Here is a 24,056-nt window from a genome sequence, read left to right as displayed (position 1 = left end):
TTCGAGCGTCTCGAACGCGACCACGAGGCTCGCCGCGGGCGCAGCCCCCGGCCCCGACCCGCCGCCGACGGGCGCCGCGTCTCGATGGCCGACGTCGCCGCGCGAGCCGGGGTGTCGGGGCAGACGGTGTCCCGGGTCGTCAACGGCAGCCCGCGCGTCGACCCCACGACCCGCGCCCGGGTCGAGGCGGCGATGGCCGCACTGGGCTATCGCCCGCACCGCGCCGCGCGCGCTCTGCGGACCGGCCGCAGCGGCACGATCGGCGTCGTCGCGTCGACCCTCGCGACGGTCGGCAACTTCCGCATGCTGCAGGCCGTGTCCGACGCCGCTGCGGTGCGCGGCTACGCGCTCGCTCTTGTCATGGCCAGTGAGCGGGCCTCACTCACCGACGCGTTCGAGCGGCTGAGCGACCAGGGCGTCGATGGGGCGATCGTGCTCAACGAGGCGACCGCCCTGGCGCGCGACGCCGAAGCGCCCGCGCAGCTGCACCTGGTCGTGGTCGACTCGCCTCCTGACCCGCGCTTCGGCGTGGTCGACTCGGACCACGCCGGGGGCGCCCTCGCCGCCACCCGGCACCTGCTCGCGTCGGGGCACGAGACCGTCTGGCACATTGCGGGCCCCGCGGGGTCGTTCGCCGCAGATGAGCGGGAGCGGGGCTGGCGCGAAGCGCTCGCCGCGGCGGGGGCGGCCCGGCCCGAGGTGCTCCGCGGTGATTGGAGTGCGTCTTCCGGTCACCGCGCGGCCGCGGCGCTGCCCGCCGACGTCACGGCCGTCTTCGCGGCGAACGACCAGATGGCGCTCGGCCTGCTGCGCGCTCTCGCCGATTCCGGTCGCCGCATCCCCGAAGACGTCGCCGTGGTGGGCTTTGACGATGTGCCGGATGCCGCGGAGTTCCGCCCGCCGCTGACCACGGTCCGCCAGGACTTCCAGGCGCTCGGCGAGCGCGCCGTGCTGGCCCTCACGGCGGCGATCGACGGCGCACCCGTCGCAGCGCACGTCACCCCGACGACGCTCATCGTGCGCGACAGCGCGCCCTGAGCATCAGCCGTCGAGGGCCTCGGCGACGACGGCGCGCGCTTCGGCCTGAACCTGAGCGAGGTGCTCCGGTCCGCGCAGCGATTCGGCGTACAGCTTGTAGACGTCTTCGGTGCCCGAGGGGCGGGCGGCGAACCACGCATCGGCGGTCTGCACCTTGAGTCCGCCGATCGCCGCGCCATTGCCGGGAGCGTGGGACAGCTTGCCCGTGATCGGCTCGCCCGCCACCTCCGACGCCGCGACGGCGTCGGGCGAGAGCCGGGCGAGCGTGGCCTTCTGCTCCGGCGTCGCGGGCGCGTCGACCCGCTCGTACGCGGATGCACCGTACTCGGCCTCGAGCTCGGCATAGCGCTCGGACGGCGTCTTGCCCGTGACGGCGAGGATCTCGGCGGCGAGCAGGCAGAGCAGCATGCCGTCTTTGTCGGTCGTCCAGACCGAGCCGTCCATGCGCAGGAACGAGGCGCCGGCAGACTCTTCGCCGCCGAACGCGATCGACCCGTCGAGCAGTCCGGGCACGAACCACTTGAAGCCGACCGGCACTTCGTACAGCTGCCGGCCGAGCGCCGCCGTCACCCGGTCGATGATCATCGACGACACGAGTGTCTTGCCGACCGCGGCATCGGCCGGCCAGCCGGGCCGATGCGCGTACAGGTAGTCGATCGCGACCGCCAGGAAGTGATTCGGGTTCATCAGTCCCGCGTCGGGGGTGACGATGCCGTGGCGATCCGCGTCGGCGTCGTTGCCCGTCAGGATGTCGTACTCGTCGCGCCGTGCGACCAGTGAGGCCATCGCTGAGGGCGAGGAAGGATCCATGCGGATCTTCTCGTCCCAGTCCAGCGTCATGAAGCTCCACGTCGGATCGACGTCGGGGTTGACGACCGTGAGGTCGAGGTCGTGCATATCGGCGATGAGCGCCCAGTAGTCGACCGAGGCGCCACCGAGGGGATCTGCGCCGATCCGCACGCCCGCCCGGCGAATCGCGTCGAGGTCGATGATCGTCACGAGGTCGCGCACGTAGGCGTCACGGAAGTCGTACGTGCCGATCGACTCCGCCTCGATGTCGGCGTAACGGGTGCGGGCGACCCCGGCCAATCCCGCGGCGATCAGCTCGTTGGCGCGCGTCGCGATCCATCCGGTCGCGTCGGTGTCGGCGGGCCCGCCGTGAGGCGGGTTGTACTTGAAGCCGCCGTCGCGCGGCGGGTTGTGCGACGGCGTCACGACGATGCCGTCGGCGCGCCCGGTGTCGGCGATGTCGCGACCGCGGTTGTAGGTCAGGATCGCGTGCGAGAGGGCTGGGGTGGGCACCCACGAATCGCGGCTGTCCACGCGCACGTCGACGCCGTTGGCCACGAGCACCTCGATCGCGCTGCGTTCGGCGGGGCGGGAGAGGGCGTGCGTGTCCCGGCCCAGGAAGAGCGGCCCTTCGATGCCCTGGCTGCGGCGGTAGTCCACGATCGCCTGGGTCGTGGCGAGGATGTGGTCCTCGTTGAAGCTCGACGACAGCGACGAGCCGCGGTGGCCGCTCGTGCCGAAGGCGACGCGCTGCGCGGGTTCGTCGGGGTCGGGCCTGCGGTCGTAGTACGCCGCGATCAGGTCGTCGACGTCGATCAGGTCGGATGCTTCGGCGGGCTGTCCAGCTCGGCTCATCGTCCCAGTCTGCCCGCAGCGGGCCTGCAACGCACGGGACACGTCCGATGAGCCGCAGGACACCCGGTGCCCGGATGCGGGTGCGGCGTAGGCTGAGCGGGTGACTGCCGAGCCCGGAACCCGCACGTACAGCTTCCTCGGGCCCGCGGGCACCTTCACCGAAGCAGCCCTCGCGCAGGTTCCCGAGGCCCGCGGCCAGCGCTGGCGGCCCGTGCGCAACGTCGGCGAAGCGCTCGGCGACGTCGTCACGGGGCGGTCGGATGCCGCCATGATCGCGATCGAGAACTCGGTCGACGGCGGGGTCTCGACGGCTCAGGATGCCCTGGCCACCGTGCCGGGGCTGCGGATCGTGGGGGAGTACCTCGTGCCGGTCGAGTTCGTGCTCGTCGCAGCGCGCGGCACGCGGCTCGACGACGTCTCACTCGTCGCGGCGCACCCCGTCGCCTACGCGCAGTGCCTGCAATGGCTCACCAAGAACCTTCCCGCGCACGCGCATCTGCCCGCCGCGAGCAATGTCGCCAGCGCTGTCGGCATCGTGGACGGCTCCAGCAACGCCGATGCCGCGATCGCGCCGCCCGGCATCCTCGATCATCACGATCTCGAGCTGCTCGCATCGAAGATCGGCGACAACCCGAACGCCGTGACCCGCTTCGTGCTGGTGAGTCGCACGGTGCAGCCGCCCGAGCCGACGGGCGCCGACAAGACCTCGCTCATCGTCGAGCTTCCCGAGGAGTACCCCGGCGCGCTGCTCGAGATGCTCGAGCAGTTCGCGACGCGGGGGATCAACCTGTCGCTGCTCGCGTCGCGTCCGATCGGAGATGAGATGGGACGCTACCGCTTCGTCATCGACGCGGACGGGCACATCCGCGACGAGCGCGTCGCGGACGCCCTCATGGGGCTGCGCCGGTTCAGCCCTCGCGTGATCTTCCTCGGCTCGTACCCGCGGGCCGACCGCCAGGTCGTGCGCTATCCCGACCGGTATGCCGACGATGTCTTCGTCGAAGCGCGGGATTGGCTGCGGGCCCTCGTCAGCGGCGAGCCCGCGGCCTGATGGTCACGCCGCGGTCATCGCGGCGGCGAGAAGCTCGAGCGTCTGTGCGCGGCCGTGCGCGGTGTCCATCGGCTCGTTCTCGTACGAGCCGGCGACGGGCGATATCATCACTTCGTCGACCTCGTGCTTCGCGGCGAACGCCGTGACGGATGCCGCGACCTCGGCACCCGTGCCGATGAACCAGTTCGCGCGCGACGACGCCATGATCGACTGCGCGAGGGCGTCGAAGTCGGCCGCCCCCGAGATCGACTGTTCGACGGACTCGAGCGCCGTGAGCGGCCGGTTCGTGCGCAGCCGCGCCATCATCCGCAGCTGCGGAAGAGCGCGCTCCTCGGCTTCGTCTGAGGTCGGAGCTGCGATCGCGTTCGCCGTGAGGAACGTCCGCGGGGCGTCGAGCAGCGCGGAGGGCTGGAACCGCGAGCGGTACAGATCGAGCGCTCGGTCCAGGCCCTCACCCGAGAAGTGGTTCGCGAAGACGTACGGCAGGCCGAAGCTCGCCGCCAGCTGAGCCGAGTAGTCGCTCGAGCCGAGCAGCCAGACCTCGGGCACGGTGCGCGCCGCCGGGGTCGCATGCACGTCGTACGTGCCGCCCGAGGTGAACCGCACGGTAGCGCCGTCGGGCGAGACGAGTCCGAGGATGTCGCGGATGTGCTCGGGGAACCGCTCCACGTCGCTCGTCGTTCCGGACATGCGCAGCAGCTGCGAGATGACCGGGTCGCTGCCGGGGGCACGGCCGATCCCGAGGTCGATGCGCCCGGGGGCGATCGCCTCGAGCGCCGCGAACTGCTCGGCGACGACGAGCGGCGAGTGGTTGGGCAGCATGACCCCGCCCGAGCCGACGCGGATCGTCGTCGTGCGTGCTGCCGCCGTTGCGATCAGGACGGGCGGCGACGTCGAGGCGACCGCGGGCATGTTGTGGTGCTCGGCGAACCAGTACCGGCGATAGCCGAGCCTGTCGGCGTGCTGCGCGAGACCGAGCGACGCCGCGACGGCCTCGGGGCTGGTCTGCCCCGTGCGCACGGGCACGAGGTCGAGGACGGACAGGGCAGGAGCGGCGGAAGCAGACATCCTCTGGCACAACCCGCCGGTGCCGGGGATGATTCCGGACAGTCGAAGGAGCGGGGCTGCTTGCCAGCCCCGCCCCTCACGATCGTCCGACTCAGCGGGAGGGGAACACGCCGAACGGCGCGGTCCGCGTCTCGGTCACGGTATCGCCGTCGACGGTCCAGGTCGCCGTGACGCTGGCCTGGCCAGCAGGCACCGCGGCCAGACGCGAGTTCACCGACACGGCGACGGTCTTGCCCGGTGCCACCGCGGCGAACGTCTTGGCGCCGTAAGGCGTCGTGATCACGATGTCGGCCGGCGTCGTCTGGTTGTTGGTCGCCGAGACCGATACGTACACCTTGCCGCCGAGTGTGCGCGGGGTCGCGTCGACCGTGAGCGCTTCCTCGATCAGGCCCGACGAGCGGAAGCTGTCGGAGTGCATGCCGAACGAGTCGCTGAGGTGCGGCATCCAGCAGGCGTCGTTGTGCCGGCCCTCGGGCTCGACGAGCCACGTGTGCGGCACGCCCTTCGCGGTGAGCGTGGCGCTCATGGTGCGGGCGGCGTTGTCGAAGCGGTACTCGTCGAACTCGCACGCATCGAAGTAGAACGAGTACTGCGACAGCTGCTCGGTGCTCATGGCGGCCGCCTGCGAGAGCGGCGTCGACAACCCCGCCGACGAGAAGCTCAACGCGCCGATGTGCGAGGCGAGCGACGAGAACAGCTGGGGGTTGGCGAAGCCGATGGAGTAGGCGCCGAACCCGCCCATCGAAACCCCCGACAGGCCACGGAACTCCCGCGAGGGCAGCGTGCGGTACTCGGCGTCCACGAGAGGCATCATCTCGGTGAGGAACATGCTGCGCCAGGGCGTGCCGCCGGGCTGATCGGCGTACCAGAGGGATTCGCCGTCGGGCATGACGACGATGGTCTCGGCGAGCCCGTCGGCCCACAGCGCGTCCAGTACGTCATCCATGTCGCGCGGCTCCCATTCGCGGCTGCCGCCGTTGATGCCGTGCAGCAGATAGACCACGGGGTAGCGCCGGTTCGGCTCTTCGAGGTACGACGGCGGAAGGTAGGTCACGAACTCCCGAGGGGCACCCTCGAGCGTGGAATCGACGGTCTCGCGAAAGAAGCGCGACTGGTTGCCGGTTTCGCGCAGGGTCTCGGGCGAGAAGCGCAGGAACTCCTGCGCGGCCGGCTGGAAGACGTGGCTCGCGCCGTCGCGGGTGCCGGTGATCGTACGGTTCGTGTCGACGATGAGCGTTCCATCGGGACCGGCGACCACCTCGACCTCGCTGTCGCTGAGGGAGAGCGTTCCGGACTCGGCCAGCCATGAGCGCACTTCGCGGTCCCGCCGCTCTTTCGTGCGGCCGTCGTGGAAGTACGACTGCTCGAGGGTCGCGAGGTAGGCGTCGGCATCGCCGGCGGCCAGCGCGGCGCGCTGCGCAGCGAGGACGGCGCTGACGGCAGCGGTCTGCGCGTCATCGGCGAGCGGACCCGAGATGCCGTAGACGTTCTCGCGCACGGCGTCCTTCGAGAAGATGCCGACCGGCCCCTCGTACCAGCCGCCGCCGCCGCTCATGTCGTAGAGGCGCACGGCGAGGGTGTTCTCGCCGCCGAAGACGGGCGCGTCGGCGGGCACGGGGTAGAGGCGCTTCTCGAACCACTGGCTGCTCGCGGCGGGCGGCATGGTGCCGGACCCGCCGATGCGCACGCCGTTGAGGAATGCCTCGTCGACATCATCGAGGAACCCGAGGGATGCCACGAGGTTGGCGCCCTGCGCCTCTGCGGGCAGGACGAAGTCCAGGCGGTACCACCCGAAGCCGTCGTAGTCGGCGAAGGGCGTGCCGTCGCCGGGCACGCGGATGTCCGACCAGGCCGAGTCGTCGAAGCCCGGCGCGGCGAAGGCGGGGTCGTCGCCCTTGGTGAACTTCCATGTGCCTTCGAGGTCGATCGACACCGAGACGGGCGGTGCGGTCTGCACGGCCTGCGGGACCGGCGCGGGGGTCTGCGCGGTCGCGGGAGGAGAAGCGAGGAGGGACACCGCCACGGCGGCGGCGATCCCTCCGGCGAGTGCGGCTCTGCGCCGCGGGGGGACGGTGATGTTCACGTGCTCCTACTTCGTTGTGGGTGAGCGCGTCATCGGTGCGATGCGCCTCGGCGGGGGTGTTCCGAGTGTGTGCACGTTCACAGGTACGAGCGGTTGGCCCTGTGCACGTACACAGGGTGACACCGGGCCCCGGCACTGTCAACCGTCTGGCGCGATGGCCGATCGGTCAGGCTGAGGCGCGCCACACGATGGGGCAGTCCAGCACCGTCGCCTTGCTCGCGGCCGGTTCGCCGCGCAGCTGGCGCAGTACCGACTCGGCCGCGGCGCGTCCCAGCTGGTTCGCCGGCTGATGCACGGTCGACAGCGGCGGGTCGCATCGCAGCGCCCAGGAGCTGTCGTCGAACCCGACGATGCCGACATCCCGTGGCACGACGCGCCCCGCTGCCTGCAGGACTTCCATCGCGCCGGCGGCCACCGCATCGCTCGAGGCGAAGACGCCGTCGATGTCGGGCGCGCGCTCCAAGAGGGCGCGCATGCCCTTCTGCCCGTCCGAGAAGGAGTACAGCGGCACGCTCTCGACGAGCTGCGGGTCGAAGTGGTGCCCGAGCGCGTCGACGAAACCCGCCAGGCGGTCCGAACCGGAGTCGCGGTCCAGGGCGGCGGCGATCATGCCGATCCGTGCGCGGCCGGTCTCCGCGAGGCGCGTCGTGACCTGCCGCGCGGCGCCCCGGTTGTCGATCGCGACGTATGCGGCCTCGCCGATGTCGCGCGGGTGGCCGACGAAGGCCGCGGGCAGCTGCAGCTTCTGCACGGCCTGCGTGATCGGGTCGCCCACGCGGGCAGAGACGATGATGACGCCGTCGATGAGCCCGGCGCCGAGGTAGTGGGACAGCCGCTCGATGTCGCGCGGCGAGTCGGCGATGAGACATGCCATCTGGTAGTCGGCCTCGGACAGGGCGGCGTTCGCGCCGAGCAGGATCGAGGCGATGTTCGGGTCCTCGACGAACAGCGAGTGGGGTTCGTGCACGACGAGGCCGATGGCCTGCGAGCTCTGCATGACGAGGCTGCGCGCGGCGCGGTTGGGGACGAATCCGACCTTCTCGATCGCCGCGTCGATGGCGGTGCGGGCCTCGTCGGACACGTAGCGCTGTCCGTTGAGAACCCGGCTGACGGTGCCGCGTGAGACGCCTGCCTCAAGGGCGACGTCCTTCACCGTGGCTCGACGGCGGCGACCTGTGCTCTCCACGACGCCCATCGTAGGGGCACGCGCGCACCCGGCCGCGCCGCCGCCATCCGGCCGTGAGGCCAGGGCGGACGATCGGGACGACGCGGTATGCCCGCCCGGATGCGGCCTGGCCAGTCGCCGGAAGGCTGGCGCGGTGTTGACAGCGTCGAGGGCCGTGCTTACTCTGTACACGTTCACAGCGTCGTAACGCAGATGCATCTCGGTTCCAGCTGTGCACGTTCACAGAGTCGAGGACCGCAGCATGACCCGCCCCCACCGCCCCTTCGAGCACGACGGCATCGCCTTCGGCTGCGATTACAACCCCGAGCAGTGGGCTCCGGAGGTGTGGGAAGAAGACATCGAGCTGATGCGCGAGGCGGGCGTCGATCTCGTCGCGATCAACATCTTCGGCTGGTCGCACATCGAGCCCCGCGCCGGCGAATATGACTTCTCCCGCCTCGACGACATCCTCGAGCGACTGCACGCCGCCGGCATCCGGATCAATCTCGGCACCGGCACGGCCTCACCGCCCGCGTGGCTGACGCGACAGCACCCCGAGCTCTTCCCGATGGCCGAAGACGGCACGCGCCACTCGTTCGGCGGCCGCCAGGCGTTCTGCCCCAGCTCGTCGGTCTTCCGCGAAGCCGCGCTGCGCTTGGTCGAACAAGTCGCCGGTCGGTACGGCAACCACCCCGCGGTGAGCCTGTGGCACGTCTCGAACGAACTCGGATGCCACAACGCCCTCTGCTACTGCGATGAGAGCGCCGCCGCCTTCCGTCGCTGGCTGCAGGCCCGCTACGACACGATCGAGGCGCTCAATACCGCGTGGGGCACGGCCTTCTGGAGTCAGACGTATCGCGAGTGGGACGAGATCCTGCCCCCGCGGTCCACGCTGTCGCTCGGAAATCCCGGCCAGGCGCTGGATTTCCACCGCTTCAGCTCCGACCAGCTGCTCGACTACTACCGGGCCGAGGCCGAGGTCATCCGACCGCGCAGTGACCGGCCCATCACGACGAACTTCATGGTGACGGCGCACATCGAGAACCTCGACTACTGGTCGTGGGCACCCGAGATGGACGTCATCGCCAACGACCACTACCTCGACAACCGGCTGGCCGATCCCACCGTCGAGCTGGCCTTCGCCGCCGACCTCACCCGCGGGCTCGGTCATGGCGCGCCGTGGCTGCTCATGGAGCACTCCACCGGCGCGGTCAACTGGCAGCCGCTCAACCTCGCCAAGCAGCCCGGTGAGATGGTGCGCAACTCCCTCACCCACGTCGCTCGCGGCGCCGACGGCGTGTGCTTCTTCCAGTGGCGGGCATCCGTGCAGGGCGCCGAGAAGTTCCACTCCGCGATGCTGCCGCACGCCGGCACCGACTCGGCGCTGTGGCGCGAGGTGGTCGAGCTCGGTCAGGCGGTGCAGCGTCTCGGCGAGGTCGCCGGCACCCGCGTCGTCGCCGAGGTGGCGCTGGTCTACTCGTGGGAGGCATGGTGGGCGACGCAGTCGATGTCGCGCCCGAGCCAGGCCGTGGGATACCTCGATCAGGTGCACGCCGCCTACGACGCGCTGCACGCGCTCGGCGTCACGGTCGACGTCGTCGCGCCCGGTGCCGACCTGAGCGGGTACCGTCTCGTCGTCGTTCCGGGGCTGCACCTCGTGCGCGCCGAGGAAGCCGCCGTCATCACCGATTGGGTCGCTGCGGGCGGCACGGCCCTGGTCACGTTCTACAGCGGCACGGTCGACGCCGAGGACCGGGTGTGGACGGGTGGGTACACCGGTCCCTTCCGCGACGCTCTCGGCATCCGGGTAGAGGAGTTCGCACCCACCGCCCCCGAGACGACGCTGAACCTCGACGACGGCACCACGGCATCGCTGTGGTCCGAGCGCACGCGCACGACGACGGCAGAGGTCGTGGCATCCTTCGTCGACGGCCCCTCGGCGGGGGCCCCCGCCGTCACGCGCAACACCTGGGGCGACGGCGACGCGTGGTACGTCGCGACATTGCCCGACCCGCAGGCGTACCGTGCACTTATGGCACGCCTCGTCGCCGCCGCCGGTGTCTCGGCTCCCGCTGCCGTCAGCGCAGAGGGTGGCCGCTACGAGATCGTGCGCCGTCGCGCCGACGACCGTTCCTACGTCTTCGTCGTCAACCACGGCGACGTCGACATCACGGCGACCGTCGCCGGCACAGAGCTGATCACCGGGATGCCGACGGCCGGAGCCGTCGTCGTGCCGGCCGGCGCCGTGCGTGTCGTTCGAGAGGAGAGGGCATGACTGTTCTCGAGGCACAGGCGCCTCGCCGCCGACGGGCACCCGCCGACAGGCCGCCCCGCCGCAAGACCCCGCACAAGGGCGCCATCGCGATCTTCACGGCACCCTTCGGAGTGCTCTTCCTGCTCTTCTACCTCCTGCCCATCGGCTACGCCGTATGGCAGTCGCTGCTGGTCGTGCAGCGCGAGGGTACATACGGCGCGCCACAGCAGGTCTTCGGCGGACTGACGCAGTACATCTACGTCTTCCAGAATGCGCCGTTCTGGGAGGCGGTCGGCCGCGTGCTGCTGTTCGGTGTCGTGCAGGTGCCCATCATGCTCGGGCTCGCGCTGCTGTTCGCGCTGCTGCTGGACTCGCCCGCCCTGAAGGGCAAGAAGTTCTTCCGGCTGGCGTTCTTCGCGCCCTATGCCGTTCCGGGGGTCATCGCGGCGATCATGTGGGGCTTCCTCTACTCGCCCAACCTGTCGCCGTTCACCGACGTGACGCGCGCGATCAACTTCCTCTCGCCGGAACTCGTCCTGTGGTCGATAGCCAACGTGGTCACGTGGGTGTTCGTCGGCTACAACATGCTCATCATCTACTCGGCGCTGCTGGCCATCCCGTCCGAGGTGTACGAGGCAGCGAGACTGGACGGAGCCGGACAGATCCGGATCGCGTGGTCCATCAAGATCCCCATGGTCGCCCCCGCGCTCATCCTCACCGCTGTCTTCTCGATCATCGGCACCCTGCAGCTGCTCGCCGAGCCGCAGGTCTTCCGCTCGTTCAGCGCCGCCGTCTCGTCGAGCTTCACGCCGAACATGACGATCTACGCAACGAGCGCCATCCCCAACACGAACCTCGCCGCGGCCTTCTCGGTCGTGCTGGCCCTGGCGACCTTCGCGCTCTCGTTCGTGTTCCTCAGACTCACCCAGCGGAAGGCGAACCCATGAGCCTCCTGACCCGCACCCGCGGCGCGACCGCGGACGACCTCGCCCCGTCGCGAGGGCCGCGCGAGAGCATCCTGTCCCGCGGGGCCGCGCTCATCGTCATGGGCGTGTTCACGCTGTACTTCCTGGTTCCGATCTGGTGGCTGTTCATCGCCTCCACGAAGGACCGCGGCGATCTGCTGACCACTCCCGCACTGTGGTTCGCCGATTGGAACTTGTTCGACAACGTCGGCGACCTGCTGGCGTATGGCAACGGGGTCTACCTGCGGTGGTTGCTGAACAGCCTCGGCTACGCGGGCATCGGCGCGCTGCTGGCGACGGTCGTGGCCGGCATGTGCGGGTATGCGCTGGCCAAGTACCGCTTCCGCGGGCGTGAGACGTTCTTCAACATCGTGCTCGGCGGTGTCCTCGTTCCGGCGACGGCGCTCGCGCTTCCGCTCTTCCTGCTGTTCAGCCAGGTCAACCTCACCAACACGTTCTGGGCGGTGCTGCTGCCGAGCATCGTGAGCCCGTTCGGTGTCTATCTCAGTCGCATCTACGCCGCGTCGTCGGTGCCCGATGAGCTCATCGAAGCGAGTCGGATCGACGGGTCGAGCGAAGTGCGCACCTTCTTCACAGTCTCGGTGCGCCTCATGATGCCCGCTCTCGTGACGGTCTTCCTGTTCCAGTTCGTGTCGATCTGGAACAACTTCTTCCTGCCGCTCATCATGCTGCGCAGCGAAGAGCTCTTCCCGGTGACCTACGGCCTCTATGCGTGGAACACGCAACTGAACCAGATCCCCGAGCTGCGCACGTACGTGCTCGTGGGCTCGTTCCTCTCGATCGTCCCGCTCATCATCGCCTTCCTGTTGCTGCAGCGCTTCTGGCGCAACGGACTGGGCAGCGGCTCCGTGAAGTGATCCCCGCGGTCGGCCCCGGCCGGCGGCATCCGAAATACAGCAGAACACCCCCACCAAGTTAGGAACATCATGAAGAACACCAAGAGGGCAGTCGCCACGGGCGTCGCACTGCTCACCGCGATCACGATGACCGGATGCGCCGCCGGTGACGGTGGCAGCGACGGCGTCGACGCCGCCGCGTGCGCCCCCGCCGACGGCGACGTCACGCTCGACTTCACGTCGTGGATCCCCGGCATCGAAGATGTCGTCGAGGTCTGGAACGAGGAGAACCCCGACATCCAGGTGCGCGTGCAGACGGGCCCCAACGGCAACTCGGGCACCTACAAGAGCTTCTTCAGCCAGCTCGAGGCGGGGAACGCCCCCGATCTCGGCCAGATCGAGTACGACGCGCTGTCGAGCTTCCGCGTGCAGGACGGCCTCGAGAACCTCGCCGCGTGCGAAGACGTCGTCGCCGCCGAATCCGAGTTCATCCCGTGGACGTGGGGCCAGGTCACCCTCGGCACCGACGACGGCGTGTTCGGCATCCCGCAGGACTCGGGCCCGATGGCGCTGTTCTACCGCTCCGACCTGTTCGAGCAGAACGGCATCGAGGTTCCCACGACGTGGGCCGAGTACAAGGATGCCGCCGTCAAGGTGCGCGAGGCCGGCGGCTACATCACGAACTTCTCCACCGCCGACATCAACCAGTTCGCGGGCTTCGTCTGGCAGGCCAACGGTGACTGGTTCACCAACGACGGCGACCAGTGGACGGTGGACCTGACCGGCGAGGAGTCGACGACGGTCGCCGACTACTGGCAGGAGCTCCTGGACGAGGACCTCGTCGCGACGTACCCGGCATGGACCGAGGAATGGAACAACGCCTACAACTCCGGCGAGGTCTGGAGCTGGGTCTCGGCCGTCTGGGGTGCCAACTCGATCTCCAGCGGCGCACCCGACACCGCGGGTCTGTGGTCGGTCGCTTCGGCACCGCAGTGGGAAGCCGGCGAGCAGAGCGCCGGCAACTGGGGCGGCTCGTCGATCGCGGTCTTCAAGGGCACCGATCACCTCTACGAGGCGACGAAGTTCGCGCTGTGGCTGAACACGTCTGAGGAGTCGCTGACGGCGCTCAACGTCTCGGCGAACATCTACCCCGCCACGACCGAGGGGCTCAGCCTCGCATCGCTGCAGGAAGGGGTCGAGTTCTACGGCGGGCAGAAGATCTACGATGTCTTCGCCGAGGCCGCCGAGCAGGTCAACCCCGACTTCGTGTGGGGTCCGACCATGACGCAGACCTACGCCGACGTCTCGGACGGCTTCCAGAAGGCCGTCACGGGTCAGGGCACGCTCCTGCAGGCGCTCGAGTCGGCGCAGTCGTCGACGATCTCGACGCTCAAGGCGCAGTCCATCCCCGTCGCGGAGTGATCTGCGCGTGATTCATCACCTCCGCGCCGCGGGAGTCAGCCTCGTGCTCGACTCCCGCGGCGCGGGCGTTCCCCGTGTCACCCACTGGGGTGGCGATCTGGGGGCGCTCACCGACGCCGACCTCGCCGCTCTGGGCGACGCGGGCATCCCCGCCGTCGGGCCGAGTTCGATCGATGCCCCACTTGCCGTGCCCCTCCTGCCCGCTCTGGGCGAGGGGTGGTCAGGTCGCCCGGCGCTGTCGATCGACGCCGTACGAGGCATTCCTCGACATGTCTCGACGACGCGCGAGGGCGATGTCGTCGAGGTCACGAGTCGGTGGGCGGATGCCGCGGTCACGACCCGCCTCGAGATGACCGTGCACGGGGTGCTTCTCGTGCGGCAGATGGTCCGCAACCTGGGCTCGACGCCCTTGCGGCTGCGCGCAGCCGACGTCGTGCTTCCGGTGCCCGCGCGCGCCCGCGAGGTCGTCGACTTCTCGGGCCGCTGGGCCCTCGAGCGTGAACCGCAGCGACTTCACCCCGCGCACGGGGTGTGGCTGCGCGAGAGCCGGCACGGCCGCGGCGGGCACGACGACCCGTTCCTGATGATGGCGGGCACGACCGGGTTCGGGTTCGGCGCGGGCGAAGTCTGGGCGACCCACGTCGCCTGGAGCGGGGACCGGCGTCAGTGGTTCGAGCGCACCGCCCTGGGGCCCACCGTCGTAGGCGCGGGGGAGCGGTTCGAGCACCTCGACGTGGCCGCCGGTGACGACTACGTCTCGCCGACCGTCGTCGCGGTCTGGTCCGACGAGGGGATCGACGGGCTGTCCGATCGACTGCACCCGTGGGTGCGGTCGTGGTCGACGCATCAGGGTCCGCGTCCCGTCTCGCTCAACACGTGGGAGGCCGTCTACTTCGATCACTCCCTGTCGCGCATCGAGCCGCTCGTCGCAGCGGCCGCCGACGTCGGTGTCGAACGCTTCGTCCTCGACGACGGGTGGTTCACCGGGCGCACCGATGACCGGCGCGCGCTCGGGGACTGGGTGGTCGACCCGGCCAAATGGCCCGAAGGCCTCGCGCCGCTGGCCGAGCGGGTCACGGCGGCGGGCATGCAGTTCGGGCTCTGGGTCGAGCCCGAGATGGCGAGCCTGGAATCCGACCTCGTGCGGCAGCATCCGCAGTGGCTGCTCACCGATCCCGAATCGGTGACGTGGCGTTGGCAGCACGTCCTCGACCTCGCGAACCCCGAGGTGGAGGACCACCTCTTCGCCCGGCTGGACGCCCTGCTGCGCGAATACCCGATCTCATACCTGAAGTGGGACCACAACCGCGATCTGCTCATCGAGGGGTCACGTGACCAGGTGCGCGCTCTCTACCGCCTGCTGGACCGCCTTCGCACGGCACACCCGCTGCTCGAGATCGAGTCGTGCGCGTCCGGCGGCGCCCGCATCGACCTCGAGATCCTGCGCCGTGTCGACCGGGTCTGGACCAGCGACACGAACGACCCGCTCGAGCGTCAGCGCATCCAGCGCTGGACCGGTGTGCTCGTGCCGCCCGAATACCTCGGCTCGCACGTCGGCGACGCCCGCGCCCACACGACCGGGCGCGTGTCCGACCTCTCGTTCCGCCTCGCCACGGCCCTCTTCGGCCATGCCGGTATCGAGTCCGACCTCACCGGGATCACCCTCGCCGAGCGTGACGCGCTCCGGCGGTGGACGAGCGTGCACCGCCGGCACCGCGATCTGCTGCACACGGGCCGCGTCGTGCGACTGGACGACTCCGACCCGGCGATCATGGCGCACGGGGTGGTCGCGCACGACGGCGGTCGCGCGCTCTTCTCGTACGGGGTCGTCGCGGCGACGGATGCCGCGCTCCCGGCGCCGCTTCGCCTCTGCGGTCTCCACCCCCACCGCCGCTACCGCGTCGAGACCCTCGACATCGGGGCTGAGCCTCGGGTCGTGCAGGATGCGCCACCGCCCTGGCTGGCGGAGGGTGTGGAGCTGCCCGGGTCGGTGCTCACGTCGCTGGGCCTGCCGATGCCGCTGCTCACTCCCGGCGGGGCACTCGTGATCTCGGCGACCGCGATTGGAGGGTGATCGAATGCTTCCGGATTCGCCGGGTTCTTGATACGTTGCATGCGGGAGCGCGGGGCTTCCGTTTGGGGAACTGATCGCAAGATCACAGCTGGGGAGTTGTCCTTTGCTAACGCACCGTCGTGGGCGCGCTGTCGTGGGCTGCCTGGCCGCAGTCATCGTCGCGCAAGCCTTTTTCATCGCCGTTCCGGCGACCGCCGTCGCATCCACCGCCACCGGGTTCTCTGACTCCGTGGGCACCGCCTCGCCGGCGCTCGCGATCGAGTCGCCCGCCGCGGGCGCGTCGCTCGTGCGGGGCAGCCTCGGCGACGTCACGCTGTCGGCGGCGCACGCCGCACCGCTGGAGCGGCTCACGATCGACCTCTACGACGCCAACGGCACGTTCATCGCAGCGGTCGGCTCCACGTCGGCCACCGCCTCGATCGGTGCGCACACCTGGATCGGCTCGTACGCGCTGCCGGCCGACCTCGCTGCCGGTGCGTACACGATCAGCGCGACGGTCACCGACGCAGCCGGCAGCGCCCGCACCGTCACGTCGGCCTTCGACGTGACCGAGCACGAGCCGCCGTCGCTCGAGTGGCTCAGCGAACTCGTCGCCCGGGTCATCGCGGGAGTCTTCGCTTCGCTCGGACGCTGATCGTCAGCTCCGCTTGACGACCTCGTATGCCGCGAGGGCGGCCCTTCGTGTCTCGCCGAGGTCGACGATGGGCTCGGTCGGCGCGTCGCCGGCCCACTGCGAGACGTAGTGGCCGTCGGCATCGAACTTCTTCGCCTGCAGTTCGGGGTTGAAGACCCGGAAATAGGGCGCAGCATCGGCGCCTGACCCGGCGACCCATTGCCAGTTGAACGGGTTGTTGGCGGCATCCGCGTCGACGAGCGTGTCCCAGAACCACTCCTCGCCGCGCCGCCAGTCGATGAGCAGGTTCTTGATGAGGAACGACGCTGTCACCATCCGCACGCGGTTGTGCATGAAGCCCGTGCGCCACAACTCGCGCATGCCCGCATCGACGAGCGGGACCCCCGTCTCACCCCGCTGCCAGGCGTGCAGGTGAGCGGTGTTCAGCGCCGGCCACGGGAATGCATCGAACTCGCTCCGCAGGTTGCGCCCCGCCAGGTCGGGCTTGTGGAACAGGGTGTGCCAGGCGAACTCGCGCCAGCCGAGCTCGGATAGGAAGCCGCCCGACTCGCCCGCCGCGATCGCCTCGTGCCACACGGTGTGCGGGCTCACCTCGCCCCAGCGCAGCCGCGGCGACAGCAGCGACGTCGCTCCTGCCGCGGGTTCGTCGCGTGCACGGTCATACGAGGCAACGTCGTTCCTCAGAAACTCTGACAGGCGTCGGCGGGCTGCCGGCTCGCCCGGCTCCCACGTCTCGCGCAGGCCCCCGGCCCAGTCCGGGGCGGTGGGAAGCAGCGCCCAGTCGTCGAGGTCGTCCGACGCGGGCGCACGGCCGGGGCCCGGGATCTCGTGCGGTTCCGGCAGAGGGGACCGGGGAGCGGGCAGTGCAAGGCAGGCGCGCCAGAACGGCGAGAAGACCGAATAGTGTGTCCCGGTTCCTGTGCGCACCTCCCATGGTTCGTGCAGGAGAGAAGCCCCGAACGAGGCGACGTCGATCCCCGCGTCCCGCAGGGAGGACTTCAGCTCGGTGTCGATCTCGCGTTCGGGCTCGCTGTAGCGGCGGTTCCAGAAGACGGCGGCCGGGGCCGTTTCGGCGACGACCTGGCGCAGCACCCGGCCGGCGGGTCCGCGGCGCAGCACGAGTCTGCAACCCCGCTCGCGCAGGCGCGCCCCGAGCGAAGCGAGCGAGTGATGCAGCCACCAGCGCGCCGCTGCCCCCAGTGCGCGGACGCCGGGCGACTCCTCATCGAGCACGTAGAGCGCCACGACCGGTCCACCCCGGTCGATCGCCGCGTGCAGCGCGGGGTTGTCGGCCAGGCGCAGGTCGTCGCGGAACCAGACGACCGACGGGGCGATCACGGCGTCAGAGCCCGCTGAGGTCGTGTCCGCGGGGTACCGCTATCGTCAGTGCGCCGGCGTCGATCCGTGTGTCGACCTCGACGGCCTCGCCGAACTCGTCGCCGTCGAGTTGAACAGGGTGCGGCTCGCTCGCGCCGATCGCGATCCCGGTTCCACGCGAATAGATGATCGAGCTGTCCTTCGTGCGGATCGCCAGCACACGCCGCCCCGCGCGGAAACGCCGCAGCACGCTGTTGTCCCATGCGACGCGTCGCCAGACGAAGAGCCAGCCGAACGCGCCCTTCGGCTGCACGATGACGATGTCCAGGGCCCCGTCGACGAGCGACGCATCGGGCACGAGCTCGAGTCCGGCCGGCAGGGACCCGCAGTTCGCGAAGAGGATGCTCTGCACGCGGGCCGAATGCAGACGCCGCCCGGCGAGCTGGTACATGACGCGGAAGCGCTTGGCCTTGGCGAGCGAGCGCGCGGCGCCGTCGACGTACGCGACCCACCCCACGGTCTTCTTCAGCTGCGGACTCGTGTTGGCGATCATCGCGGCGTCGAGGCCGATGCCGCCCATGACGACGAACGCATGCTCGGCGCGCTCGCCGTCGGCACGGCGCAGGCGCGCCCAGCCGATGTCGATCGGGTGCCTGTCCCCCTCGAACGCGGCGCGGATCATCGCCTCGGGCTCGGTCAGCGGCAGGCGCAGATTGCGGGCGAGCAGGTTGCCCGTACCGCTCGGCACGATGGCGAGGGGAACACCCGAGCCCGCCATGGCCTCGGACACGGCGCGCACGGTGCCGTCACCGCCCGCGACGAGCACGACATCGGCTCCCGCGTCGAGGGCCTGACGAGTGATGTCGTCGCCGAGGTCGTCGACGGTCGTCTCGTAGAACAGCGGCTCCGACCACCCGGCATCCGACGAGATCCGCGACACGGTGTCGCGCAGCTGGTCAGCATCGGTCTTGATGGGGTTGTAGACCAGCGCCGCCTTCGGGACCGGCTTGTCACCGGCCCCCGCCATGCGGGCCGTGTCGCCCTCGGCGTCGACGCGGCGCGCTTCGCCGGTGTCGCCCTCGGCGTCGACGCGGCGCGCTTCGCCGGTGTCGCCGTCGGTCTTGTCGGGGGCGATGTCCTCGGGCTCGCGGATGACATCGTCAGGGGCCGCCGCCGTCACCGGATCGGGTGCGTCTGCGTTGTGAGAACTGTTCCGATCGGGGGTGGCCATTCGACCATTATGCGCAGGATGCCGTGCGGGAGCCCGCATGCGAGGATTGTCGGGTGATCGATCCCGTCCTTCTCCGTGATAATCCCGAGCTGGTCAAGCGCTCGCAGGAGGCGCGTGGGCACTCCTCCGACACCGTCGACGCTGCGCTCGAGGCCGACCGTGCGCGTCGTGCTGCCATCACGACCTTCGAAGAGCTGCGCGCGGCGCAGAATGCGCACGGCAAGACCGTCGCACGCGCGCCCAAAGACGAGAAGGCCGCCCTCGTGGCCGAGGCCAAACAGCTCAGCGAGCGCGTGAAAGAAGCCCAGCACGCCGTCACCGCCGCCGAAGAGGCCGCGGATGCGGCCCTCGCTCGCATCGAGAACATCGTGATCGACGGCGTACCTCCCGGGGGCGAGGCCGACTTCGTCACCTTGCGCACGCATGGCGATGTGCCGGCATTCGACTTCGAGCCCCTCGATCACCTCGCGCTCGGCGAGAAGCTCGGCGCGATCGACATGGAACGCGGCACGAAGGTGTCGGGCAGTCGCTTCTACTTCCTCACCGGCATCGGCGCGCGTCTCGAGCTCGCTTTGATGTCGCTCGCGCTCGATCGTGCCCTGCAAGAGGGGTTCACCCCGCTCATCCCGCCGACGCTCGTGCGCCCCGAAGTCATGCGCGGCACGGGCTTTCTGGGCGAGCACGCGGCCGAGGTGTACCACCTCGAAGACGACGACCTGTACCTCGTCGGCACGAGCGAAGTGCCGCTGGCCGGTTACCACATGGATGAGATCCTCGACCTCACGAAGGGCGCGAAGCGTTACGCCGGATGGTCGACGTGCTACCGCCGCGAGGCCGGTTCGTACGGCAAGGACACCCGCGGCATCATCCGGGTGCACCAGTTCAACAAGCTCGAGATGTTCGTCTACACGCTGCCCGACGACGCCGAGGCCGAGCATCTGCGGCTCGTCGGGTTGCAGGAGCGGATGCTGCAGGACCTGGGTCTGAGCTATCGCGTCATCGACGTCGCTGCGGGCGACCTCGGCTCGAGCGCGGCGCGCAAGTACGACATCGAGGCGTGGGTGCCGACGCAGGGGGCCTATCGCGAGCTGACCTCCACCTCGAACTGCACGACCTACCAGGCTCGTCGCCTCGATATCCGCCACCGCCTGCCCGCCGATCAAGGCGGCAAGACGCAGCCCGTCGCGACGCTCAACGGCACGCTCGCGACGACGCGCTGGATCGTCGCGCTGCTCGAGACGCACCAGCGGGCTGACGGATCCGTCGTCGTACCCGAGGTGCTGCGCCCTTATCTCGGCGGGCTCGCCATCATCGAGCCGGTCGTATGACCGACGACGAGCTGTCGAGCCTGCCCGCAACGGGCGAGATCGACGTCGTCGAGCCGGCCGAGGCAGTTGAGCTCGTCGACGAGCTCGCGCGCGACACCGAGGCCGCCGGCATCCGTGTCGAGCACATGCTGATCGTGCTCGATATCGACGGTACCGTCATCCTCGAAGACGAATCGCTGAGCCCCGGCGTCGTCGAGGCCGTCGAGCACGCGCACCTCGCGGGGCACGAGGTCATGATCGCGACGGGCCGCAGCTGGGAGGGCACGCGCGGCATCCTGCGTGTGCTCGGCATCGCTCCCGAGTACGTCGTGTGCTCCAACGGCGCCGTCGTGCTGCGCAGAATCGACGCCGACGATCTGCAGTACGAGCGGTGGCACATCGAGACATTCGACCCGCGCGAAGTGCTGACGCTGCTGCGCGAGCACCTGCCCGATGGGAAGTACCTCGTCGAACTGCCCGACGGGCACCGGCTCTACACCGAGTACCTCGACGACTGGAACCTCGTCGCGGCGCAGCGAGTGCCGTTCGATGATTTGGGCACGCAGGACGTCTGCCGCATCGTCGTGGTCTCGCCCGAGAAGGCCGAGCAGGACTTCGTCGAGCTCGTCGCGCGGATCGGCCTCAACCAGGTCTCGTACGCCGTCGGCTGGACGGCGTGGCTCGACATCGCCCCGCGCGGCGTCGACAAGAGCACGGGGCTCGAGCGCGTGCGCACGACGCTCGGCATCCAGCCCGAGAACGTGCTCGTCATCGGCGACGGACGCAATGACGTCGGCATGTTCGCCTGGGCGCTCGAGCACGGCGGCCGCGCCGTCGCGATGGAGCAGGGTCCGCAGGAAGTGCGCGACGCCGCCGGTGAGGTCACGGCGTCGGTCGAGGCCGGCGGGGTAGCCGCCATCCTCCGCGCGCTCTGACCCCCGGCCTCCGACGCCGCGGTTCGTCTGCCGCCCGCTCGCTCTCCGTCGAACCGCACCGATCGCGCCGAACCGCACGCCGACGACGTCGGTCTCGGCGGGATCGGTATGGTTCGGGGCGCGGCGCGGCGGGGCGGGCGCGGGACGGCGCGGGGCGGCGGGCGCGGCTTTCAGAAGTCGCACAGCCGCCGCTGGAACAATGACTCAGCAGTGCCGTCGGCTAGACTCGACGCCTGTTCGACGGATGCCGGTGGCATCCGCCGGGAGGGTTGTCCGAGCGGCCGATGGACCTGGTCTTGAAAACCAGTGGGCAGAGATGTCCCGTGGGTTCGAATCCCACACCCTCCGCGTATTCAAGGGGTGTGCGGGAACCGATCCGAACCGAATGTCCTGAGAGGACCCCGTGAGCCAGACGACCAAGCCCGTCAAGCGTGGCCGTCGCACCGTCGCGCGTCACGGGGCTCTGACGTCTCCGCATCCGATGTCGATGCTGCTGAAGATCGTCGGAGTCATACTCGGCGTCGTGCTCGTCTCTGGTCTGGGCGTCGCGTCCTACGCCGGTTACGATCTCGCGGCGAGCGTCACGGATGACGCGGTCGAGCTCGAGGGCCAGGCTCCTGTGCCGCCCGACATCGGTGCGATCGAGACGGGCGTCGATCTGCTCGTCGTCGGCACCGACGAGTGCGAGCCCGAGTACGCCTACCTTTTCGGCGACCGCTGCACGGGCCCGGATGCCAACGGCCAACTCAACGACGTCAACATGCTCGTGCACATCTCGAACAATCCGCGGCGCGTCACTGTCGTGTCGTTCCCGCGTGACTTGATGGTTCCGATCCCGTCGTGCACGCGCGAGGACGGCTCGACGACCGCGGCGATGAGCAAGCAGCAGATCAACACGGCGTGGTCGTACGGCGGCCTGTCGTGCGTCGCCAAGACGATCTCGGCGCTCAGTGAACAGAGCATCCCGATGGCGGCGAAGGTGAGCTTCGGCAACGTCATCAACATCACCGACGCGATCGGCGGGGTCGATGTCTGCATCGGCAACGGCGGGATTCGCGATCGCTACACGAACATCGACTGGCCGGCCGGCATGCGCAACGTGCAGGGCGTCGAAGCTCTGCAGTTCCTGCGCACGCGCCACGGCCTCGAGAACGGCAGTGACCTCGCCCGCATCTCGAATCAGCAGCAGTACATGTCCCGCCTCGCGCGCAAGCTGGTGAGCGAAGAGGTGCTGTCGGACTTCGGGGCGCTGTACCGCCTCGCCACGACCGCGGTCGACAACATCACGCTGTCGAAGAGTCTCGCGAACCCCGTCACGCTCGCCCAGATCGGCCTGGCCGTCAAGGATGTGCCGTTCGATCAGATCGTGTTCGTGCAGTACCCCGTCGTGACCGATCCTGCCGACCCCAATCGGGTCGTGCCGGACTATGCCGCCGCCGACCAGCTGTGGGCCGCGCTCGCGGCGAACCAGGCGATCGAGGTCACGAACGACCCGAACCGCGGTGGCGGTGTCGTGACGGTCGAGCCGTCCGAGGATGCGATCGACGCGGCGCCGACCGAGCCCGCACCCGACGTGACGGATCCCGCGCCGTCCGAGACAGCGGTGGCGCTGCCCAACTCGATTCCGGGTACGTCGGCCGCAGACCAGACCTGCTCGGCCGGCAACCTGAAGTCGAACGGCTGATGTCGACGACGTCTGTTCGGCCGGAAGGTGGGCGTCCGTTCGCGCGGCACGCCCGCTTCGGTGCGCTGCATCCGCTCACGCGCATGCTCGCGATCCTGGGTGTCGTCCTCGCGGTCGTCGGGCTGAGTGCTGGCGGGGTCGGGGCCTTCGCTGTCTGGAATGCCGCGCAGGCGGTCGCCGACAGCTCGGTCGCGATCGGCGACGAAGACGCGATCCCCCCGTCGCTGGGCGCGATCGAGGGTGGCGTGAACCTGCTGCTCGTCGGATCGGACTCGTGCGAGGGACAGGACGTCGCGCTCTTTCCGCGCTGTGCCAACGAGGATGCCGAGGGTGAGCGCAACGACGTCACGATGCTCGTGCACATCTCGGATGCACCGCGGCGAGTGACCGTCGTTTCGTTTCCCCGCGACATGATCGTGCCGATCCCCGCGTGCCCGCGCGAAGACGGTGGGGGCGAGCACTCCGCGATGAGCGCGCAGATGATCAACGCGTCGTACATGTACGGCGGTCTGCCGTGCACCGTCAAGACCGTCGAAGAGCTCACGGGCGAGACCATCCACTTTGCGGCATCCATTCGCTGGACCGGCGTCATCAACATGTCCGACGCGATCGGCGGCGTCGATGTGTGCGTCGCCGGTGACATCAGCGACGGACATACGGGCCTGAACCTCGCCGCCGGGCCGCACACGCTGCAGGGTGTCGAGGCGCTCCAGTTCCTGCGCATCCGCCATGGGATCGGCGATGGGTCAGACCTCGGCCGCATCTCGAACCAGCAGCAGTTCATGTCGTCGATGGTGCGGAAGCTGCAAGGCGACGGTGTACTCGGCAATCCCGGCACGCTGTTCTCGCTCGCGACGACCGCGATCTCGCAGGTGAATGAGGGACAGCTGGTGCTCAGCCAGTCGCTTGCGAACCCGACGCTCATGGCGCAGATCGCGATGGCAGTGAAGGACGTCCCCTACGAAGACATCGTCTTCGTGCAGTACCCGACCGAGTATGGCGACCACTTCTCACGCGTGCTGCCGGTTCGGGATGCTGCGGACGAGCTGTTCACCGCGCTGCGCGAGAACAAGGCGTTGAACCTCACGGGCGAAGCCAGCCAGGGCCAGGGTGTCGAAGTGACCGGCGAGGCGCCGCAGCCTGGAGTCGACGCCGAGCCGACGCCGGCTGACACGGGTGCACCAGCAGTGCCCGAGGACCGTGTCGATCTGCCGTCGAGCATTGCCGGCCAGACGGCGGCGCAGGTCACCTGCACGGTCCCTGAACGCTGACGTTCGTGGGCAAGGGCTTGACCGGTTATGATGGCTGAGCGCGGGTGCTTTTCGAG

18 protein-coding genes and 1 tRNA gene are annotated in these 24,056 nt (G+C 69.6%); 13 read left to right on the top strand and 6 right to left on the bottom strand.

Annotated features, from left to right (window positions below; all coding sequences use genetic code 11):
- The first annotated feature begins 84 nt into the window (after positions 1 to 84).
- Entirely contained in the window at positions 85 to 1,038 is a 954-nt protein-coding gene (locus AC25Y0_RS11315; RefSeq protein ID WP_488122280.1) for a LacI family DNA-binding transcriptional regulator, read from the top strand.
- A 3-nt stretch (positions 1,039 to 1,041) separates the two neighbouring features.
- Here AC25Y0_RS11315 and pgm read toward each other — a convergent pair whose 3' ends face one another.
- On the bottom strand, positions 1,042 to 2,682 hold the full coding sequence (gene pgm, locus AC25Y0_RS11310; protein WP_488121816.1) for a phosphoglucomutase (alpha-D-glucose-1,6-bisphosphate-dependent): 1,641 nt from the start codon (positions 2,680 to 2,682) through the stop codon (positions 1,042 to 1,044).
- Positions 2,683 to 2,782: 100 nt separating this feature from the next.
- Between pgm and pheA the strand changes: the two genes are divergently transcribed.
- On the top strand, positions 2,783 to 3,733 hold the full coding sequence (gene pheA, locus AC25Y0_RS11305; RefSeq protein WP_488121817.1) for a prephenate dehydratase: 951 nt from the start codon (positions 2,783 to 2,785) through the stop codon (positions 3,731 to 3,733).
- A 3-nt stretch (positions 3,734 to 3,736) separates the two neighbouring features.
- On the opposite strand, the gene AC25Y0_RS11300 is transcribed toward pheA, so the two are convergent.
- The 3 genes from AC25Y0_RS11300 to AC25Y0_RS11290 form a co-directional block, all read right to left on the bottom strand.
- Entirely contained in the window at positions 3,737 to 4,801 is a 1,065-nt protein-coding gene (locus AC25Y0_RS11300; RefSeq protein WP_488121818.1) for an LLM class flavin-dependent oxidoreductase, read from the bottom strand.
- Positions 4,802 to 4,892: 91 nt separating this feature from the next.
- Positions 4,893 to 6,884, bottom strand: coding sequence for an alpha/beta hydrolase (locus AC25Y0_RS11295; RefSeq protein WP_488134679.1), 1,992 nt, complete (start codon positions 6,882 to 6,884; stop codon positions 4,893 to 4,895).
- Positions 6,885 to 7,050: 166 nt separating this feature from the next.
- Positions 7,051 to 8,079 (bottom strand): LacI family DNA-binding transcriptional regulator, encoded by a 1,029-nt coding sequence (locus tag AC25Y0_RS11290; protein WP_488121820.1) that lies wholly within the window; start codon positions 8,077 to 8,079, stop codon positions 7,051 to 7,053.
- 232 nt (positions 8,080 to 8,311) lie between these two features.
- On the opposite strand from AC25Y0_RS11290, the gene AC25Y0_RS11285 reads away from it, so the two are divergent.
- The 6 genes from AC25Y0_RS11285 (at position 8,312) to AC25Y0_RS11260 (ending at position 16,255) form a co-directional block, all read left to right on the top strand.
- Positions 8,312 to 10,324 (top strand): beta-galactosidase, encoded by a 2,013-nt coding sequence (locus AC25Y0_RS11285; RefSeq protein ID WP_488134678.1) that lies wholly within the window; start codon positions 8,312 to 8,314, stop codon positions 10,322 to 10,324.
- Positions 10,321 to 11,250: a carbohydrate ABC transporter permease gene (locus tag AC25Y0_RS11280; protein WP_488121822.1), complete on the top strand. Its 930-nt coding sequence runs from the start codon at positions 10,321 to 10,323 to the stop codon at positions 11,248 to 11,250. The genes AC25Y0_RS11285 and AC25Y0_RS11280 overlap by 4 nt, the downstream gene beginning before the upstream one ends.
- The gene (locus tag AC25Y0_RS11275) at positions 11,247 to 12,146 is read left to right on the top strand and encodes a carbohydrate ABC transporter permease (protein ID WP_488134677.1); all 900 of its coding nucleotides are present in this window, start codon (positions 11,247 to 11,249) and stop codon (positions 12,144 to 12,146) included. The genes AC25Y0_RS11280 and AC25Y0_RS11275 overlap by 4 nt, the downstream gene beginning before the upstream one ends.
- A gap of 69 nt (positions 12,147 to 12,215) precedes the next feature.
- Positions 12,216 to 13,547: an ABC transporter substrate-binding protein gene (locus AC25Y0_RS11270; RefSeq protein WP_488121824.1), complete on the top strand. Its 1,332-nt coding sequence runs from the start codon at positions 12,216 to 12,218 to the stop codon at positions 13,545 to 13,547.
- 7 nt (positions 13,548 to 13,554) lie between these two features.
- Positions 13,555 to 15,621, top strand: coding sequence for an alpha-galactosidase (locus tag AC25Y0_RS11265; protein WP_488121825.1), 2,067 nt, complete (start codon positions 13,555 to 13,557; stop codon positions 15,619 to 15,621).
- A 133-nt stretch (positions 15,622 to 15,754) separates the two neighbouring features.
- On the top strand, positions 15,755 to 16,255 hold the full coding sequence (locus AC25Y0_RS11260; protein ID WP_488121826.1) for an Ig-like domain-containing protein: 501 nt from the start codon (positions 15,755 to 15,757) through the stop codon (positions 16,253 to 16,255).
- Positions 16,256 to 16,258: 3 nt separating this feature from the next.
- On the opposite strand, the gene AC25Y0_RS11255 is transcribed toward AC25Y0_RS11260, so the two are convergent.
- Positions 16,259 to 17,593, bottom strand: a complete 1,335-nt coding sequence (locus tag AC25Y0_RS11255; RefSeq protein WP_488121827.1) for a cryptochrome/photolyase family protein — start codon at positions 17,591 to 17,593, stop codon at positions 16,259 to 16,261.
- 4 nt (positions 17,594 to 17,597) lie between these two features.
- Positions 17,598 to 18,803, bottom strand: a complete 1,206-nt coding sequence (locus tag AC25Y0_RS11250; RefSeq protein WP_488134676.1) for a diacylglycerol/lipid kinase family protein — start codon at positions 18,801 to 18,803, stop codon at positions 17,598 to 17,600.
- A gap of 53 nt (positions 18,804 to 18,856) precedes the next feature.
- Here AC25Y0_RS11250 and serS point away from each other — a divergent pair, with 53 nt between their 5' ends.
- The 5 genes from serS to AC25Y0_RS11225 all read left to right on the top strand — a co-directional run bounded on the left by serS (position 18,857) and on the right by AC25Y0_RS11225 (position 24,000).
- Positions 18,857 to 20,131 (top strand): serine--tRNA ligase, encoded by a 1,275-nt coding sequence (gene serS, locus AC25Y0_RS11245; protein ID WP_488121829.1) that lies wholly within the window; start codon positions 18,857 to 18,859, stop codon positions 20,129 to 20,131.
- Positions 20,128 to 21,045: an HAD hydrolase family protein gene (locus AC25Y0_RS11240; RefSeq protein WP_488121830.1), complete on the top strand. Its 918-nt coding sequence runs from the start codon at positions 20,128 to 20,130 to the stop codon at positions 21,043 to 21,045. The genes serS and AC25Y0_RS11240 overlap by 4 nt, the downstream gene beginning before the upstream one ends.
- 263 nt (positions 21,046 to 21,308) lie before the next feature.
- A tRNA-Ser gene (locus AC25Y0_RS11235) sits at positions 21,309 to 21,393 on the top strand.
- A 55-nt stretch (positions 21,394 to 21,448) separates the two neighbouring features.
- The gene (locus AC25Y0_RS11230; RefSeq protein WP_488121831.1) at positions 21,449 to 22,729 is read left to right on the top strand and encodes an LCP family protein; all 1,281 of its coding nucleotides are present in this window, start codon (positions 21,449 to 21,451) and stop codon (positions 22,727 to 22,729) included.
- Positions 22,729 to 24,000, top strand: coding sequence for an LCP family protein (locus AC25Y0_RS11225; RefSeq protein WP_488121832.1), 1,272 nt, complete (start codon positions 22,729 to 22,731; stop codon positions 23,998 to 24,000). Before AC25Y0_RS11230 ends, AC25Y0_RS11225 begins: the two co-directional genes overlap by 1 nt.
- Positions 24,001 to 24,056: the final 56 nt, after the last annotated feature.

It is taken from the genome of Microbacterium sp. Y547 (genome assembly GCF_057669785.1).
The sequence above is the reverse complement of the archived record's forward strand: the minus strand, read 5'-3'. Positions and strand labels throughout refer to the sequence as shown.